Here is a 15,358-nt window from a genome sequence, read left to right on the forward strand (position 1 = left end):
GAACTGCTTTGATGACAACGGAGTAATCCGATGGTGATGTCCACGAGATCCGATCGGGGGTATGACGGCGGATGTTCCACCCTTCAATATCATCGATTACATCCGCTTCGGTAAGATCTGGCGGCGACTCGACCTCTGTACCAGGCTTTAAATATTAGATTAGTTATAAATTCTGCATCAACCAGCCGAGCATCTTTTCTGCCTCGCTCTCAGATTCACTGCCATGTCGATCGGATTGGTTAGCAAGCAGTGCGAATATATCCGCTCAGTGAGCGTGACAGCATTATCCACGGTGCTGAGCATTTCCGTAGCGCTGATCTCTGCGATCTGGGGTATTTCAGAGATACATGAAGAAGACAAATTCGAGACACAGCACTATCTGTTTGTCTCATTCATGACGTGGCGCATCCCGCTAACTGCGGAGGCGTCCTGAGATGGCCGACGACAGCATTGCTGTTGTAGACTTAGAGAGATGTCAGCCCGACCGGTGCAGCTACGAGTGTAAGAACTACTGTCCGCCGAACCGCACGGGCAAAGAGTGTATCACCCTTCGCGGCGAGGAGGCTGAGGAGGGCCAGCCCGAACAGATCCACATCTCCGAAGAGATCTGTCTAGGCGAGACATGCGGGATCTGCGTCGAGAAGTGTCCCTTCGACGCGATCGAGATCATCAATCTCCCGAAAGAGTTGCAGGACGACCCCGCCCACCGCTACGGCGAAAACGCTTTTTCGCTATACGGGCTGCCCGCACCACAGGACGGGCAGGTGACGGGCATTCTGGGTCCCAACGGAATCGGGAAGACGACCGCTATCCGTATTCTGGCGGGCGAACTCGAGCCCAACCTCGGCCGTCACGAAGAAGAACCGGGGTGGGACGAGGTGCTCGAGGCCTACCGCGGGACCGAACTCCAGGATTACATCACGAACGTCCGTGACGGTGACGTGACAATCGCGCGAAAGCCTCAGTACGTTGATCAGATCCCCAATAGCTTCGACGGGAACACACGCGAGTTGTTGGAGCGGACCGACGAACGGGGCGCGCTCAACTCGCTCGTCGAACGGCTCTCGATTGGGCCGGTCATGGAGCATTCGATCGACGACCTCTCAGGTGGCGAACTCCAGCGGGTCGCATTGGCGGCGACGCTGGCCCGGGATACGGACTTCTACTTCTTAGACGAGATCACGCCCTATCTTGACATCGGCCAGCGCGTGACCGCAGCACGACTGATCCGCGAACTCGCCGAGAAAGAGGACAAGTCGATGCTCGTCATCGAACACGACCTCGCAATCTTGGATCTGCTCGCCGATACGCTCCACGTTGCCTACGGTGAGCCCGGGGCCTACGGTGTCATTACTTCGCCAAAATCGGTCCGCAACGGGATCAACGAATACCTCTCGGGGTATCTCGAGAACGAGAACATGCGGATCCGGCCGAACCCCATCGAGTTCGAGGAGTACGCCCCTCGAACTGTGACCGCTGCCGACACGCTCGTCGAGTACCCGGATCTCACCAAAAGCTACGGCGACGGCGAGTTCAGCCTCGAGATTGAGAGCGGTACGATCCGCGAGAACGAAGTCCTAGGCATCGTCGGCCCCAACGGGATCGGGAAATCGACGTTCGCAAAGCTGTTGACGGATAACTTAGAGCCCGACGAAGGCGATTCCGATCTCGACCTCGATATCTCCTACAAGCCCCAGTACGTCACCATCGACCAGTACATGCGGGTCGACGCCTTCCTCTCGTCGATCACCGATCAGTTCGGCTCGTCGTACTGGAACACCGAGATCGCCCAGCCGTTGCAACTTGAGCGGATCATGGAGCAGAACCTCTCGGATCTCTCCGGTGGGGAGCGCCAGCGGGTCGCTATCGCGGCTTGTCTCTCTGATTCGGCGGACCTCTACCTGCTTGACGAACCCTCGGCGCATCTGGACGTCGAACAGCGCGTGCAGGCGACCAGCGCGATCCGCCGGTACGCCGAACAGCAGGACGCCACCGTGCTGGTCATCGACCACGACATCTACATGATGGACCTGCTCGCCGACCGGCTGATGGTCTTCAACGGCGAGCCCGCCGTCCACGGTCGTGCCGGCCAACCCAAGCCCATGCGCGACGGCATGAACGAGTTCCTCGCGAACCTCGAGGTCACGTTCCGCCGCGACGAGCGCACCTCGCGTCCGCGGATTAACAAGCCCGAGTCGCAGCTGGATCGCCAGCAGAAAAGCGAGGGCGAGTACTACTACTCCCCTTGAACGACCGTCCACTACACTCTAAAGAGTACAGCGTGAGTTCTACGGGTCACCTGATCCGTGGGTGAAGCGCGCATGCAGGGCTAATGCTCCGTGTCCTCAATATATTGTTGAACGACTCTACCACCGAAACCAATTGATTTTCTAAAAAAGCGGTTTTTCTTATGGTGATGGCTGAGCTGCTTGGAATTCAATAAACGAAACGTATATCATGATCAACCTTGAATCTCGAGTAGACTCGGTTGCGATCTCGCTTCCTTCGCCCCCTACGTGCTGCCATCCGTTCACGCGGACACCCTGGAAAGTGGCACCACGAGTACGAATGTGTATGTGACAGTGGGTGTCCCACTTCGGGGCGGAGACCGACACTTCCGTTCCATCAATGACATCCGAATTTGACCTTCCGTGTACCGCCTGTGGAGGTGACCTCCATGAAGTGTCGCTTGAGGTAGTACAAGCTGATACACACGCGGATGACATCTCGGAAATTACAGTCGCCGAGTGCCGGTCGTGCGGTGAACGGCACTACCCAGAGCAGGCCCTCCGTACGTTCCAAGAATTCACATATTACGATTCAGACCAGTAACACTGCATCAGACCTCGTGATCGGTCGATTAGCCATGAACACGCCAAACACAGACCCCCCACCCGTAGACGAGAGATCGATTGAATTACAGACGTTACCAGAATCGGTACCTCCCGGAGCCGCGATTCTTCTCGCAAAACCGGCGCCCTTCGATGAGTTCGAACTGCCGCTTCGCGTCGTAGCGCAGTACACGGATAGTGACGAGTGTCTCATCGCGGCGACAACGTCACTGACTGCGGACGATATCATCCGCCAATATACCGATAACAGGTCGACTGGCTTCGGCCGATTTGGGGTCATCGATGCGACGGCCAAGCACTATCAATCGGCACCATATCAAGAACATCCGACCATCTCGATTCAGTATCCTGGGGAGCTAGTGCAGCTCACATTAGCGTTCTGGGAATTGCACACCGCCTTCTCGAAATCCTGCCTGCGAACGCATTTCGTGATTCAATCGCTTACCCCATTGCTCCTCGAGGACGATCTCGATCGGGTGGTAAACGTCCTCCAGAATCGAATTGAGCGACAGCGCGAGAACTCGAGTCTCACCGTGTGTAGCATACAGTACACCCAACACGACGACGCAACGATGAACGCACTGATGCAGATCTTCGATGGCGTCCTCTGGGTAGAAGAATCCGCAGATGGACAGCTGGGATTCGACTACGAACGAGCACGCGGCCGTGACCTATGGTCCTGAGTCTCCCGACGAGCCTGTACGTCGCTGCGGGTGTTCTTATCGGAATAATTGGAGTGGTTACGATTCGGTTCTGGCTCACCTCGAGTAGCCAATCAGCGGAGGCTCCGTCAGCTGAGCGGACACAAACCAGCAGTGCACCCCCCAAGCAACTCGCTCGTGTCCCATTTCTCGGACCAGACATCGATAATGCCCGAGCAATCGATCCGTACATTCTTCTTCCGCTCCCGATGACGGAAGAGGACCCGCAGCAGCTCCTTTCATTTGCATGTGCACTCAAACACCGGTACGGAGACGAACCAGTTCATCTGGTCAGCGTTGTCAATGACGACGCTGGTAAAACAGCCGATTCCCGCTCCGATGCAGACGCCTACCTAAAGCGGATTGCAGAACAGGAGCCTGGAAACACGGCGATGCGAATGGCTGTCTATGAGGGAAGCGATGTATCCGCAGGGGTCGTTCAGAGCGCACGAGAAACGGATACCGATCTTCTCGTTATGGGGTGGGATGCTGTTTGCGCAGCCGATCGTTCGACGTTTGGTCGGACTGTTGATGCAGTGCTCGCTCAGTTACCTCTCCCGGTCTACCTTTGCCGAATTGGACAGGGGCTATCGGAAATCACCCACATCCATTTCGTTATTCCCTGGGAGATCGACCATCATCAGGGATTCTATGAAGCGATCTATAATGCCAAGCAACTCGCAGCCGAGCTTGACGTTGGGATAACAGTGTACACGTATGGCGAGCATGCTCACCGGTATCGCCAGCTCTTCGATCTCGTTGAGATCGATATCAAGGCCGAGTTCAAACTCACCTCGTCTTGGAGCGATCTTCAGTCGGAGTTCGCACTTCATCTTCAGTCAACTGATTTCGTCATAACCCTCGCCGTCAGAGAAGGTGAAATCGGCTGGGATGACGAACTCTGGACCTTTCCAACCCACTATGCCGACGTGGCAGCACAGTCCTACGCGTTGTTTTTCCTTCGAGAGGACGACCGCAAACACGACGACCAGTTCCTGCGGACGAACTGACGTGGTTTCTGTACCTGTCACCACTCGGTGAGTGCACGCCGTCCGTGGAACGACACAAGAATGATGAGAAACGTCAGAACACCAGTCAACGCAAACGCGCCACCGACGTAGAAGACCGATGCCATGCTTACCTCGACCATGAGCCAGCCACCGAGCAACGGGGCGATCACACTTCCTGGCCGCCATACGAGTTCACGAATCCCAAAGCTCGAGGCAACACCGCCTTCTTCGGTGCCTTCGTCGGCGAACAGCGCCATACTCGCCGGCTCACGAAAGCTATCTGCGATACCGAGGAGCCCTGAAAGGGCAATTAATGGGAAAAACGCCGGAGAGACCTCGCCGATCAGTACGAACTGACCTGGGATCGATTCGTATGGTAGCCACGCTGGAAGCGCAACTCCTACCATGAGGGCGGGGAGCGACACGACGAGTTCAGACGGCAATCCAAGTGTCGTGCCGATCGCCGGCGAGAGTGGCACGAACAACGCGATGACACCGTAGGCAGCACCGCCCGAAAAGACGAATAGAGCCCGTCCATAGCCATCGGAGAGCCGTCCAGTAAACGGCTGACAGCACATGTTCGTGAATTTCTCGGCAACCACAGTCAACGCGACAGCGAAGCCACCGTATGCAAGTCCACCCTCCGCAGCGGAGACGCCCGCAAAAATCGGGATCCACGTTCGCACAAGCGTGACGGAGAAGGCGTACTGGAAGCGAAAACTCGAGAGCGTCAGGATGCGGCGATTGAGGGCGAGCCCGGTAAACGGAAACCCCTCGATTCGCGTCCCGTCCGGCTCTAAGTACCAGAAAGTACCGGCCCAGGCAATCACCATGATACAGACGATGACGAGGAAAATCGGTCCGAACCCAAACGCATCGTAGAGCGTTCCTGCGCTGATACTGCCTAAAATGGATGCCCCAAAACTTGCTGCGTTAGCTTTCCCGATGTAGTTTGCTCGGGTTCCGACATCTGCAATCTGGCCAACGAGCGACAACGTCATCAACCCTGCACCGGTAACGGCGACCCCTTGGAGCGCACGGATTGCGATGAATGAAGCACTCGAGTCGACGAGCGGGAACAGGGCGTAGACGCCGACGCCAATACCGAGCACACCGAGCAAGACAGTTCGCTTGTCGAATCGATCACCGGCCCACGCGAGTGGGACGACAGCAACGGTTTGGGCGAGCGTAAACCCGGTCGTATACAAACCGATGATGAGACCTGCACTAATTGTCAACCCGAGAATCGTCGTATCTGATGGGTCGAGCGTATTGATATAGTACGGGAGAAGTGTGATGAGCGTGATGAACCCGAATCCTTCGGCGAACCGGGTGAGATAAAGCGCCCAAAACTGTTCTCGCTTCTCGGTCACACCTGAATTTTCAACGATCCGAGTAAAGCCATTTCGAATCGATGCCGAAGATACAAGAGTAGTTACAGAAAGGGGCTGTAGTTGCCAGTCGATTCACCGCTACTGGGAGCCGGATTTTAGGCGATCGAAACCGATCTGCCTCATATGGAGTTTACGGTCATCCGCGGTGATATCGCCGCTCAGGAAGCAGATGCGCTCGTGAACGCCGCCGGTACCAGTTTGCGGATGGGAAGTGGGTCGCTGGATCGCTCAGGCGTGCTGCGAACGGACCGATCAACCAGGCAGCGATGGAGAAAGGACCGATCGACTTAGGAGCAGTTGCCGTCACCGATGCATACGATCTCGATGCAACCTACGTGATTCACGCAGCAGCGATGCCTCACTACGGCGATGGTCGGGCAACGGAACAGAGTATTCGGGATGCAACTCGACGGTCACTTGAGAAAGCAGACGAACTGGACTGCGAGTCGATCGTGATCCCGATCTTGGGGACCGGGGCGGCCGGCTTCGAGTTTCGGGATGGAGCCCGACTCGTCTGCGAGGAAATCTGGAACTATGATCCCTCAACCATAACTGATGCTCGTGATCGCCTATTCAGAAGGCGAATATGACGAACTCGAGTCGATTGCCGATGCGATTCAGTCAGGGTGAGCTCCCCAGGTTTCACTGGAAAGATGGTGTCATGGGAACCGAAACGTCTCCAGATTTTTCGGCGAATACGTCCTGACGTTGTATTGCTGGTATAGCGCAGAAGAGAGCTGATCTGTCGCTTGCTCGTCGCCGTGAACGCACAGAATCGTCTCCGGTCGTGGATTCATCTCTTTAACATACTTCTTGAGGCCAGCTCGATCTGCGTGCCCTGAGAAGCCGCTTACGGATTCGATCCGAAATGCGAGTGTAAGATGGTTCGCACGTCCACTCCGCCCTTCCATCGGAATCTCTGTATGACCACTCTGGATTCTCCGCCCGAGTGTCCCAGCAGCCTGATAGCCGACGAACAGCAGCGTGTTGTTCGGGTTCGGCCCCAATAACTCGAGCCAAGACATGATCGGTCCACCAGTCACCATGCCGGACGTCGAGAGTATCACGCAGGGCTCACCGCTAGCGATTTCTTCGCGCATCTCCTGTCCGCCATCGACCTGTCGGAATTGCTCTGCGATGAACGGATTCTCATCTTCATGGAGAATGCGCTGGCGGAGACCATCGCGAAGATACTCTGGATAGGCTGTATGGATCGCTGTTGCCTCCCGGATCATCCCGTCAAGGTAGACCGGCATCGTAGGAAGGTCACCCTCTCGCATCGCTTCTTCGAGAACGAGCATCAGCTCCTGTGAGCGACCGACGGCAAACGCAGGAATCACCGTTATTCCGTCCTTTTTGTAGGTTTCGTGGATTATCTGGTGAACGTTGGCTTCGCTTTTTGCCGTGTCCGTCTGGAAGTCTCCACGACGCCCGTACGTCGACTCCATGATCATCGTTTCTGCTCGCGGGAAGTCGTTGACTGCGCCGTTGAATAGCCGGGTTGGTTCGTAGTGGACGTCGCCGGAGAAGACGACGTTGTGAAAGCCATCACCGACATGGAAGTGTGCACTGGCACTCCCGAGGATGTGTCCTGCGTTGTGCATCGTGAGTTTGATGTCCGGTGCAATGTCGGTGACATCACCATATTCGACCGGAATCGTGTGCATGATCGCTTGGCGGACTTGTTCACTCGAGTACGGTGGCGACCGCCCTTCTTTCGAGGCGACGGAGAGATAGTCGAGTTGGAGGAGCCCCATCAGATCCCGCGTCGGTTCTGTCGTGTAGATCGGCCCGTTGTACCCATATTTGAAGAGTAATGGGAGGAGCGCACTGTGGTCGAGGTGGGCGTGCGTCAGAACAACAGCATCGATATCTGTCAGCGGCATTGCCTCAGGTGCATGGAGATACGGCACTTCTCCCTCTGCACCGGGTTTGTCCCCACAATCTATGAGAACCCTCGTGTTGGGGGTGTGAAGGACGAAACTCGCCCGCCCGACCTCACGGCAACAGCCGAGTGTCGTAACTCGAACCCACTCCACGTCTTTTCGAGGCGAACCGTGTATTTGTTCACCTACCTGTTTGAGGAACTCGCGTCGTTCACCGCGCTCTTGAGTCAGGAAATTTCTGACGTTGTCGACCGTGGATGACTCTATTGGCGGCGTTCGAACGACTTCTGCGTTCCACCCAACTTGCTGTGTGATTTCGCGAAGTGTACCTCCGCGTCGACCGATCACGAGCCCTGGCTTTTTGGCTTCAATGAGTACCTCCCCGATCGTCGGATAAAACTCGAGGTCTTGTATCTGTGCGTCATCAGGGACGATTTCACGGATCGTTGTCTCAGCTTCTGTGGGGCTTGACTGCGTTCCTGGTGCCGGTCGAATTGTCACCCGTTTTCGAAGTGAGCGTGCAATATCTCCGAGAAGATCACCGTCTTCTGCGAACTCGCGAGGAGTCTCGGTATATATCACGAGCTCCGGGCCTTCGTACTGCACCTCCGTGACGTCGAGATGGGAGGGAGCTTCGCTTGTGATGCGGTCGTATATGTCGGAATGGGTCGTGTCGTCGCTCATACAGGAGGGGGCGCTATAGTGTCGTATCCAGTAGTGGCCAGAACCGATTACCGTCTCGTTTCCATCCGTAACCGATTCTCCGCGACAGATCGGCTGATCGGTCCTGTTCCTGGATAATCGGTCAGCCAATCACCCATATTTGCTTGAATAACCCAAGCGAGGTGATGAACTGCTATTGATAGCTTCGTGACGAGGGGTAAAAACCTTCGCACCTCCTATCCAGGCTGGTTGGTGGCAATCGGCACGATAGTAACCATTAAGACCGCTTGCCCTCCTAGCTAACGTAACTTGCTTTCGAGAGCCCGATGAGGCCTTTTGGCTGAGGGCACGTGGGCAGCGTCCACTGTCCGAGACGTAGAGGATCTCGGTCATGCTCGTGATCTGGAGGTCGCGAGATAGCTGCTGTGGACTTCTGCCCGCTGTTTCGCCTCTTCGATGCATCTACACATTTAGGGGAGGTACATCTCTTTCAGAAGGAAGCGGCTCGGCCAGTGCCGTCATCACAAGGGGCTCAGAGGGGTAACCTATTCGTCATCGCCGCCCCAAGTCCGACTACTGTCGCCTGTTGATTTGAATCTTGGTGTCTGAGTCCACAGAAAGATCACCGTTCGGGGATTATGAGAAGGATCGCGGAATAGGAATTGGTATCTGATTCTCTTTCAACGATGCTCACATGCAAGACGACCAACCGACTATCGAACTCGAGTTTGGCGACAATGGACTGATTCCTGCAATCGCTCAGGATGCCGAGACAGACGAAATACTCATGTTAGCATATGTCTCACCGGAAGCGCTCGCAAAATCACAGAACACAGGAACTGCGCACTATCACTCTCGGAGCCGAGACGAACTTTGGCAAAAAGGCGGGTCAAGCGGACATATTCAGCGAATTCGCGAGATCCGTGTTGATTGCGACAGCGACACTCTTCTCTACCGAGTCGAACAGGAAGGTGGTGCCTGTCATACTGGGTATCGGTCGTGCTTTTATCGAACGATTGACGGAGAAGTTGTGGAAGAGAAAGCGTTTGATCCCAGTGAAGTATACGAGTAACAGTTGTTGGGAGATTTGCCGATAGTGCTTGTCCCATTCACCAATATTGTAGGTTGATTTTATTAATGAGAATTTGATTAGGGGCACATTTATATCACTGGATTTGAATTACCTGGAACAACGAGTAGACTGGAACATCAGCGAGTTCATCCACTCCTTGTTTGTCGACGAGAACAACACATGCAAGAGGATTACCTCCGTCAGAGCGGATGGCTTCAATGGTTTCACGCATGGTTGTGCCACTCGTGATGGTATCGTCGACGATATAGCATTCTCGTCCGTGGACAGGAGCGAAGTTCCGAGAGAAGGCTCCACCGGATTCCTGGGTATCGGCCTCTACCCGCTGGTGCTTTGACGGAGCGTAGGTTGCGAAGCTGGTCTCAAGTTCAGAAGCGACGAGCGACGCGATCGGGGCGCCAGCTTTCTCGATGCCCACTGTGAGATCAATATCCCTGCCGTGGTTCGCGAGTAAATCCGTCATAGCCATCGCAATAGCAGTCATCCGGTTGCTGTCTTCCCCAACCGCAGACCAATCGATGTGGACGTCTTGTAGATCGTCGATATCTGGAATTCTTTGACTTGTGTCTCTTGGCACTGCCCCGCTCCGTTTGACAAGCCAGCTCGCCGTTTCCCGAGAGACATTCAGTTCGTCAGCGATTGTGCCCTTCGAGAGATTCTGGTCAGTGAGTTCAGCTGCGCTCGCAATAAGGTCATCCACATTTTTCATATGAAAGGCTAATATGGGGTCTCTCACCCCCTCACAGATTTGTTTCGATATGGCAAGGCAAACGGCGTGTACTATGTTCTCACTCGCATGTAGCACAACTCGGTTCCACCACTCGATACAAACTTTGCCGGGCGTCTGGAAAGTAGATATCTTCTTCAACGACGCCGATGGATTGGAGGCGCTCTAGCGCGTACCGGATGGTGCGTGGAGACAGGAGTGTTTCCTCAACGAGTTGCTTCTGGGTCAGTTCTTCCTCGAATTCGAGCACCTTGTAGACGAGTTTGGCGCTCGGGGGCAGGTCTGATAGCTCTGTATCTGTTTCCGACATTCGATAACTGTATGCGGTACTCTCTAGCGCGAACTAGCAAATCAACTGCGGTTCATGCTTGTTCGCTCGATGGCCTAAATCGCGGTGAACTCAAAACCTCTTTCTACTACTATCAAAGTGTACTCGTATGCGAGTTATAGATGTAGAGACGTTCGTCGTCGATGCCGACTGGCGCAACTGGTTTTTCGTCCAGGTGAAAACCGACGAGGGAATCACTGGCGTCGGCGAAGCGCTCAGCGGAGAGGGATTGACCGCCGCTCTCGAAGCGACGGCAGACGCCCACAAGCACTACCTCATCGGCGAGGACCCGTTGAATCGAAAGCAGATCAGTCGCAAACTGCGCCGGTATCCGTTCGCGTGGCGCGCGGGCAAACTCATTAACGCGGTCGCCTCTGCGTTCGATATCGCGCTCTGGGACATCGCCGGCAAGTACTACGGTGAACCCGTCTGGAAACTGCTCGGCGGGAAAGTCCACGACGAGATTCCAGTCTACGCGAACGGCTGGCACATCGGCGAGCGGACGCCGGAAAATTACGCCTACCACGCGAAGAAGGCCGTCGAAGAACAGGGGTACCCAGCACTGAAATGTGACCCATTCGCACACTACGAGTACTCGTTGACGGACGACCAGATCGATGAGGTCGCAGAATTGCTCGAAGCTGTCCGGGAAGCCGTCGGCTGGAACGTCGGGATCGCTCTCGATTGTCACGGTCGCTTCTCCCGCCGAGGGGCGATCGAAGTCGCTAACGCCCTCGAAGAGTACGACATCATGTTCCTCGAAGAACCCGTCGAACTCGAAGATCGAGACGTGATGGCGGACGTCACCCAGCACGTCAATATGCCCGTCGCAACGGGCGAGCGTATCTACAACAACGAGACGATGGAGGAGATCGTTCGTAAGCAGGCCTGCGACATCGTCCAACCCGATCTGACGAATTACGGGAGTTTGCAGGAACTCCAGCACGCGGCGGCCATCGCCAAATCACGGTACATGACGTTCGCACCACACAATCCCAACGCTGGTGTGAGTACTGCCGCTGGACTGCACCTCTGTGCAGGAGTCGAAAATCTCGAAGTACTCGAACACATGAGCCGCGATGTCGAGTGGGGCGATGAGATCGTTAAACACGACTTCGAAGTCGAGGATGGAGCGATCGAAGTTCCCGATAAGCCCGGTCTCGGTGTCGAATTCGATGCGGAAGTTGCGCGAAAATACCCTGGCGAACCGAAAGACAGCCACAGTCTCTTCGACAAAGACGGGGCGCTCAAACGGCCATAGTTCTCCGATCACAGCTGTTCTCTCAAGCGACAGCGATTCTACTCGCATACGGATGCGGCTATCGTTCGTAATCCAAGGACGGAATAGAGCTTCGATCACTCGACCCGTAATCGAAAATATGGAGGAATATTTGATATGTGGAGAGACAAACGTTGTTCAAGGTCGTAAAAGATGGCAACCCGAACGAAGTAGTTGGTCGAATTTGTATTGACTGCGAGAACCACCTTCACCAGTTGCACACTGAGTAGGTCTTTCCACGGGTATTTCGGCTTGTTCCGACCATGCAGCCGTTCGATGGCATCGTCGGTGTTTCTCGATTGGAACCCAGGGGTACTTAGGTACGGAGTCCCGATAAACATCTAACCGAAAGAGGCGCTGTCCTTGACGCAGCTGGGACGGAGCGTTCGATTTGGAAACGTCAAGGACGTGATCAACGTACGTACTCACGCCCGCGAACGTTTGCGTTCTGCTCTATCGTGGCCGTTCTGGCTACGTAGCTGCGTTTTGGACTGCTATGATCGGTCCTAGCTATGGAAATCGAAATCGCAACAATCGGCGGCTACGAGGAAGTCGGCCGGCAGATGACCGCCGTCCGCGCAGGCAACGACATCGTGATCTTCGACATGGGGCTGAACCTGTCGAAAGTTCTTATCCACGATAATATCCAAACGGAAGGGATGCACAGTCTCGACCTGATCGACATGGGTGCGATTCCCGACGACCGGGTCATGAGCGATCTCGAAGGGGACGTCCAGGCGATCGTCCCGACTCACGGCCACCTCGATCACATCGGGGCGATCAGCAAACTCGCTCATCGATACGACGCACCCATTGTCGGGACACCATTCACGATCGAACTCGTGAGCGGTGAGGTCGAGGAGGAACAGAAGTTCGATTTCAACAACGATCTCGTCAAGATGGAAGCTGGCGAAACGATGACGATCGGTGACCACGGCTGTGAGCTCGAATTCGTCAACGTCACCCACTCGATCATCCAGGCGATCAACCCGGTCCTGCACACGCCCGAGGTGCGATCGTCTACGGACTCGATAAACGTATTGACCACACACCGGTCATCGGCGACCCAATCGACATGGATCGCTTCCGTGAGATCGGTCGTGAGGGCGTTCTCTGTTACATCGAGGACTGTACGAACGCGAACAAGAAAGGTAGGACCCCCAGCGAGAACGTTGCGCGAGAACACCTCCGCGACGTCCTCTACAGCATGGAAGACTACGACGGAGCAATCCTCGCGTCAACGTTCTCAAGCCATATCGCCCGGGTTAAATCGCTTATCGAATTTGCACGAGATATCGATCGGACGCCGATCCTGCTCGGTCGATCGATGGAAACGTACTCGGGGACCGCGAAGCGGATCGGCGTCGATTTCCCATCGGATGTCGAGATGGTTGGCTACCGCCGCTCAATTGAACAGACCCTAGAACGGATTATGAACGACGGAAAGAAAACTTCCTGCCGATCGTCACAGGCCATCAGGGCGAACCACGAGCACTCCTCACGCGAATGGCGCGTGGCGAAACCGCATTCGAACTCGAACCTGGCGACAAGGTGGTGTACTCCGCACGTGTAATCCCCGAGCCAACCAACGAAGGACAACGCTATCAAGCGGAGAAATTGCTTGGCATGCAAGGGGCGCGCGTCTACTCCGACATTCACGTCTCGGGTCACCTCTGCCAGGAGGGACACTATACGATGCTCGATGCCCTTCAACCAGAGAATATATCCCGGCACATCAGGACCTCGGTGGATTCTCTGGATACGTGGATCTCGCATCCGATCAAGGATACACGCTTGGGCGGGATTTACACACCACGTCGAACGGGAACATTATTCAAATAAACTGATCGCGTCCTATCTCCCTTCATAGGCGGTGACTGAGTGATTACCGAACGATCTCCGCGGTAACTACACACGGAAGGTCGTCGTTCTGCCGTCCAACTTGGTAGAGATAAGTCTATACCAACTCTCGTACTCCAGCTCATACCGCTCTTCGCCGGCTTCTGGATCTATGAGCCGTTCGAGTTCGACTTCGAACGTCGGGATCTCGAGGAGAGTCACTTCGTGTTCTGTCTCTGCACTTTCAGGTGAACAGATCCTGACTCATCTGTTCGGCGGCAGAAACGAGTAATTCGGCCTCAGCCGTAGGGCGTCATCGGGCAGATAGCTGGCATTAACGGGTGCGGATCACTCCTCTTCAGATTCTTTGTTCTCTTTGATCTCCTGCAATTGACCGATCAGGTTATCAGTCGAGTCCCCTGTTTCGACGGTCATCTCTCCTTCGTAGTCGTTTTCGTGGACGTTCACAGCAGCGTCCTCGTCGTCTTCGTCGCTGACGTTTTGTTGCTGCTGCTCAGACTCGTCGTAGCTACCAAACCCATGAATTACGTTTTCCGGGCCAAGCGTATATCTCCACCGGTTCAATTAGCGCTCATTTGTTTATCATCCAAGATTCATGATCCGTTGACGCGCGCTGAGAGAACCACACGCCCTGCATTACATTGTGATTTCAGTCACGGTAACGTTACCAAGATCAACCAGCCCTCATACCTGGACTTCGCGTTCGATCGGTCCCTTCACCTCCTATTATATCGACCCGCAACGTCACTTCCCATCCGAAACGACGTGCCGGCAGCGTTCCACAAGCACGTCGATCTCCTGATTCGCAACACCTACTTGAATGACGGGTGACCTCCAACCGCATTCGGACGCTACTACCGAAAAAGATCCACAACCGCGTTAGGCCCGAGCAGTCGAGTTTTTTGACTCGAATGACACCCATCAATAGGATTCGGTCACGAACAGATCGTCACCAATGCGCTCGAAATGAATGAGTACTGTCACACGGCGTATTATACGTCTGTTTGAGATCGATGGTTATTTTGCGATAGACCCGCCGGGTTAACCGAGAGGTCCACCCGGCTTCTAGCTGTTCGAACCGTTAGCCGCCGGATCGTACATCCATGACTAGCGAACTGCAACTCGATTTCGACGTTGATCCCGAAATACAGGTCGAACGGTTCCCAAAGATCGTCCGCGAGGAATATCCGTCAGCGAGAATCCGGCACGTAGAAGAGATCCTCGTCGCTAACGACGGTCCCGTTGATTACTTGGGTGGGTTGCCCTCGAAGGGTACCAGGAACACTGTTTCTTTTACAAAGACGACGATCCCGATAGAGAGACGCTCCGCTGGCTAATCTCGATCACACCACAGGAATCGGACATGCCTCGACTCAAACGCGTCCTTCAGCAGCTGTACGACGAGTATGCAGAAGGCGACCTCGGCGTTCTCATCGAAATCCCCGATTCGTATCTTCCCGGCAGCGGTCCAAAAGCCAACATCGGATTCTATCACAACCCGCTCACAGACGAAATCAACTCCGGAATCATCACCACTCCTATCGATCAACAGGATCGGATTCTGGAAG

General features: G+C 54.9%; 12 protein-coding genes and 2 pseudogenes. 8 read left to right on the forward strand and 6 right to left on the reverse strand.

The window, feature by feature from the left end:
• Positions 1-434: 434 nt before the first annotated feature.
• From DV706_RS20810 to DV706_RS20820, 3 genes are all read left to right on the forward strand, one after another.
• Positions 435-2,249 (forward strand): ribosome biogenesis/translation initiation ATPase RLI, encoded by a 1,815-nt coding sequence (locus DV706_RS20810; protein ID WP_006065926.1) that lies wholly within the window; start codon positions 435-437, stop codon positions 2,247-2,249.
• Positions 2,250-2,866: 617 nt separating this feature from the next.
• A complete protein-coding gene (locus tag DV706_RS22605) occupies positions 2,867-3,535 on the forward strand; it encodes a DUF7504 family protein (RefSeq protein ID WP_006065927.1) in 669 nt (222 codons plus the stop codon).
• A 227-nt stretch (positions 3,536-3,762) separates the two neighbouring features.
• The gene (locus DV706_RS20820; RefSeq protein WP_161569825.1) at positions 3,763-4,563 is read left to right on the forward strand and encodes a universal stress protein; all 801 of its coding nucleotides are present in this window, start codon (positions 3,763-3,765) and stop codon (positions 4,561-4,563) included.
• A gap of 17 nt (positions 4,564-4,580) precedes the next feature.
• Here the strand turns inward: DV706_RS20820 and DV706_RS20825 are convergent, their stop codons facing one another.
• Complete coding sequence (locus tag DV706_RS20825) at positions 4,581-5,936, reverse strand: MFS transporter (RefSeq protein ID WP_006065929.1); 1,356 nt, start codon at positions 5,934-5,936, stop codon at positions 4,581-4,583.
• 144 nt (positions 5,937-6,080) lie between these two features.
• Between DV706_RS20825 and DV706_RS20830 the strand changes: the two are divergent.
• Positions 6,081-6,587 (forward strand): annotated as a pseudogene (locus DV706_RS20830) (macro domain-containing protein).
• 29 nt (positions 6,588-6,616) lie between these two features.
• Here the strand turns inward: DV706_RS20830 and DV706_RS20835 are convergent.
• Positions 6,617-8,527, reverse strand: a complete 1,911-nt coding sequence (locus DV706_RS20835; protein WP_006065931.1) for a beta-CASP ribonuclease aCPSF1 — start codon at positions 8,525-8,527, stop codon at positions 6,617-6,619.
• 673 nt (positions 8,528-9,200) lie between these two features.
• On the opposite strand from DV706_RS20835, the gene hisI reads away from it, so the two are divergent.
• Positions 9,201-9,578, forward strand: a complete 378-nt coding sequence (gene hisI, locus DV706_RS20840) for a phosphoribosyl-AMP cyclohydrolase (protein WP_006065932.1) — start codon at positions 9,201-9,203, stop codon at positions 9,576-9,578.
• Between the two features lie 94 nt (positions 9,579-9,672).
• On the opposite strand, the gene gfcR is transcribed toward hisI, so the two are convergent.
• Positions 9,673-10,305, reverse strand: a complete 633-nt coding sequence (gene gfcR, locus DV706_RS20845) for a transcriptional regulator GfcR (RefSeq protein WP_006065933.1) — start codon at positions 10,303-10,305, stop codon at positions 9,673-9,675.
• A 79-nt stretch (positions 10,306-10,384) separates the two neighbouring features.
• Positions 10,385-10,633, reverse strand: coding sequence for a MarR family transcriptional regulator (locus DV706_RS20850; protein WP_006065934.1), 249 nt, complete (start codon positions 10,631-10,633; stop codon positions 10,385-10,387).
• 127 nt (positions 10,634-10,760) lie between these two features.
• On the opposite strand from DV706_RS20850, the gene DV706_RS20855 reads away from it, so the two are divergent.
• A complete protein-coding gene (locus tag DV706_RS20855) occupies positions 10,761-11,912 on the forward strand; it encodes a mandelate racemase/muconate lactonizing enzyme family protein (RefSeq protein WP_006065935.1) in 1,152 nt (383 codons plus the stop codon).
• A 530-nt stretch (positions 11,913-12,442) separates the two neighbouring features.
• A pseudogene (locus DV706_RS20860) lies at positions 12,443-13,777 on the forward strand (RNase J family beta-CASP ribonuclease).
• Positions 13,778-13,838: 61 nt separating this feature from the next.
• Here the strand turns inward: DV706_RS20860 and DV706_RS21910 are convergent.
• Together DV706_RS21910 and DV706_RS20865 are read right to left on the reverse strand one after the other, a co-directional pair.
• Positions 13,839-13,991, reverse strand: coding sequence for a hypothetical protein (locus DV706_RS21910; protein WP_205849565.1), 153 nt, complete (start codon positions 13,989-13,991; stop codon positions 13,839-13,841).
• Between the two features lie 126 nt (positions 13,992-14,117).
• Positions 14,118-14,354, reverse strand: a complete 237-nt coding sequence (locus DV706_RS20865) for a DUF5786 family protein (RefSeq protein ID WP_240756944.1) — start codon at positions 14,352-14,354, stop codon at positions 14,118-14,120.
• A 539-nt stretch (positions 14,355-14,893) separates the two neighbouring features.
• Here DV706_RS20865 and DV706_RS22200 point away from each other — a divergent pair.
• Complete coding sequence (locus DV706_RS22200; RefSeq protein WP_240756946.1) at positions 14,894-15,127, forward strand: hypothetical protein; 234 nt, start codon at positions 14,894-14,896, stop codon at positions 15,125-15,127.
• Positions 15,128-15,358: the final 231 nt, after the last annotated feature.

This window comes from Natronorubrum bangense (assembly GCF_004799645.1).
In the GTDB taxonomy this organism is placed as follows: Archaea; Halobacteriota; Halobacteria; order Halobacteriales; family Natrialbaceae; genus Natronorubrum; species Natronorubrum bangense.

Excerpts from the sequence above, each read along its gene's own strand:
- DV706_RS20820 (WP_161569825.1), top strand. The coding sequence starts at position 3,763 with ATGACGGAAGAGGACCCGCAGCAGCTCCTTTCATTTGCATGTGCACTC.
- DV706_RS22200 (WP_240756946.1), top strand. The coding sequence starts at position 14,894 with ATGACTAGCGAACTGCAACTCGATTTCGACGTTGATCCCGAAATACAG.
- DV706_RS20855 (WP_006065935.1), top strand. The coding sequence starts at position 10,761 with ATGCGAGTTATAGATGTAGAGACGTTCGTCGTCGATGCCGACTGGCGC.
- DV706_RS20835 (WP_006065931.1), bottom strand. The coding sequence starts at position 8,527 with ATGAGCGACGACACGACCCATTCCGACATATACGACCGCATCACAAGC.
- DV706_RS22605 (WP_006065927.1), top strand. The coding sequence starts at position 2,867 with ATGAACACGCCAAACACAGACCCCCCACCCGTAGACGAGAGATCGATT.
- DV706_RS20850 (WP_006065934.1), bottom strand. The coding sequence starts at position 10,633 with ATGTCGGAAACAGATACAGAGCTATCAGACCTGCCCCCGAGCGCCAAA.
- gfcR (WP_006065933.1), bottom strand. The coding sequence starts at position 10,305 with ATGAAAAATGTGGATGACCTTATTGCGAGCGCAGCTGAACTCACTGAC.
- hisI (WP_006065932.1), top strand. The coding sequence starts at position 9,201 with ATGCAAGACGACCAACCGACTATCGAACTCGAGTTTGGCGACAATGGA.
- DV706_RS20810 (WP_006065926.1), top strand. The coding sequence starts at position 435 with ATGGCCGACGACAGCATTGCTGTTGTAGACTTAGAGAGATGTCAGCCC.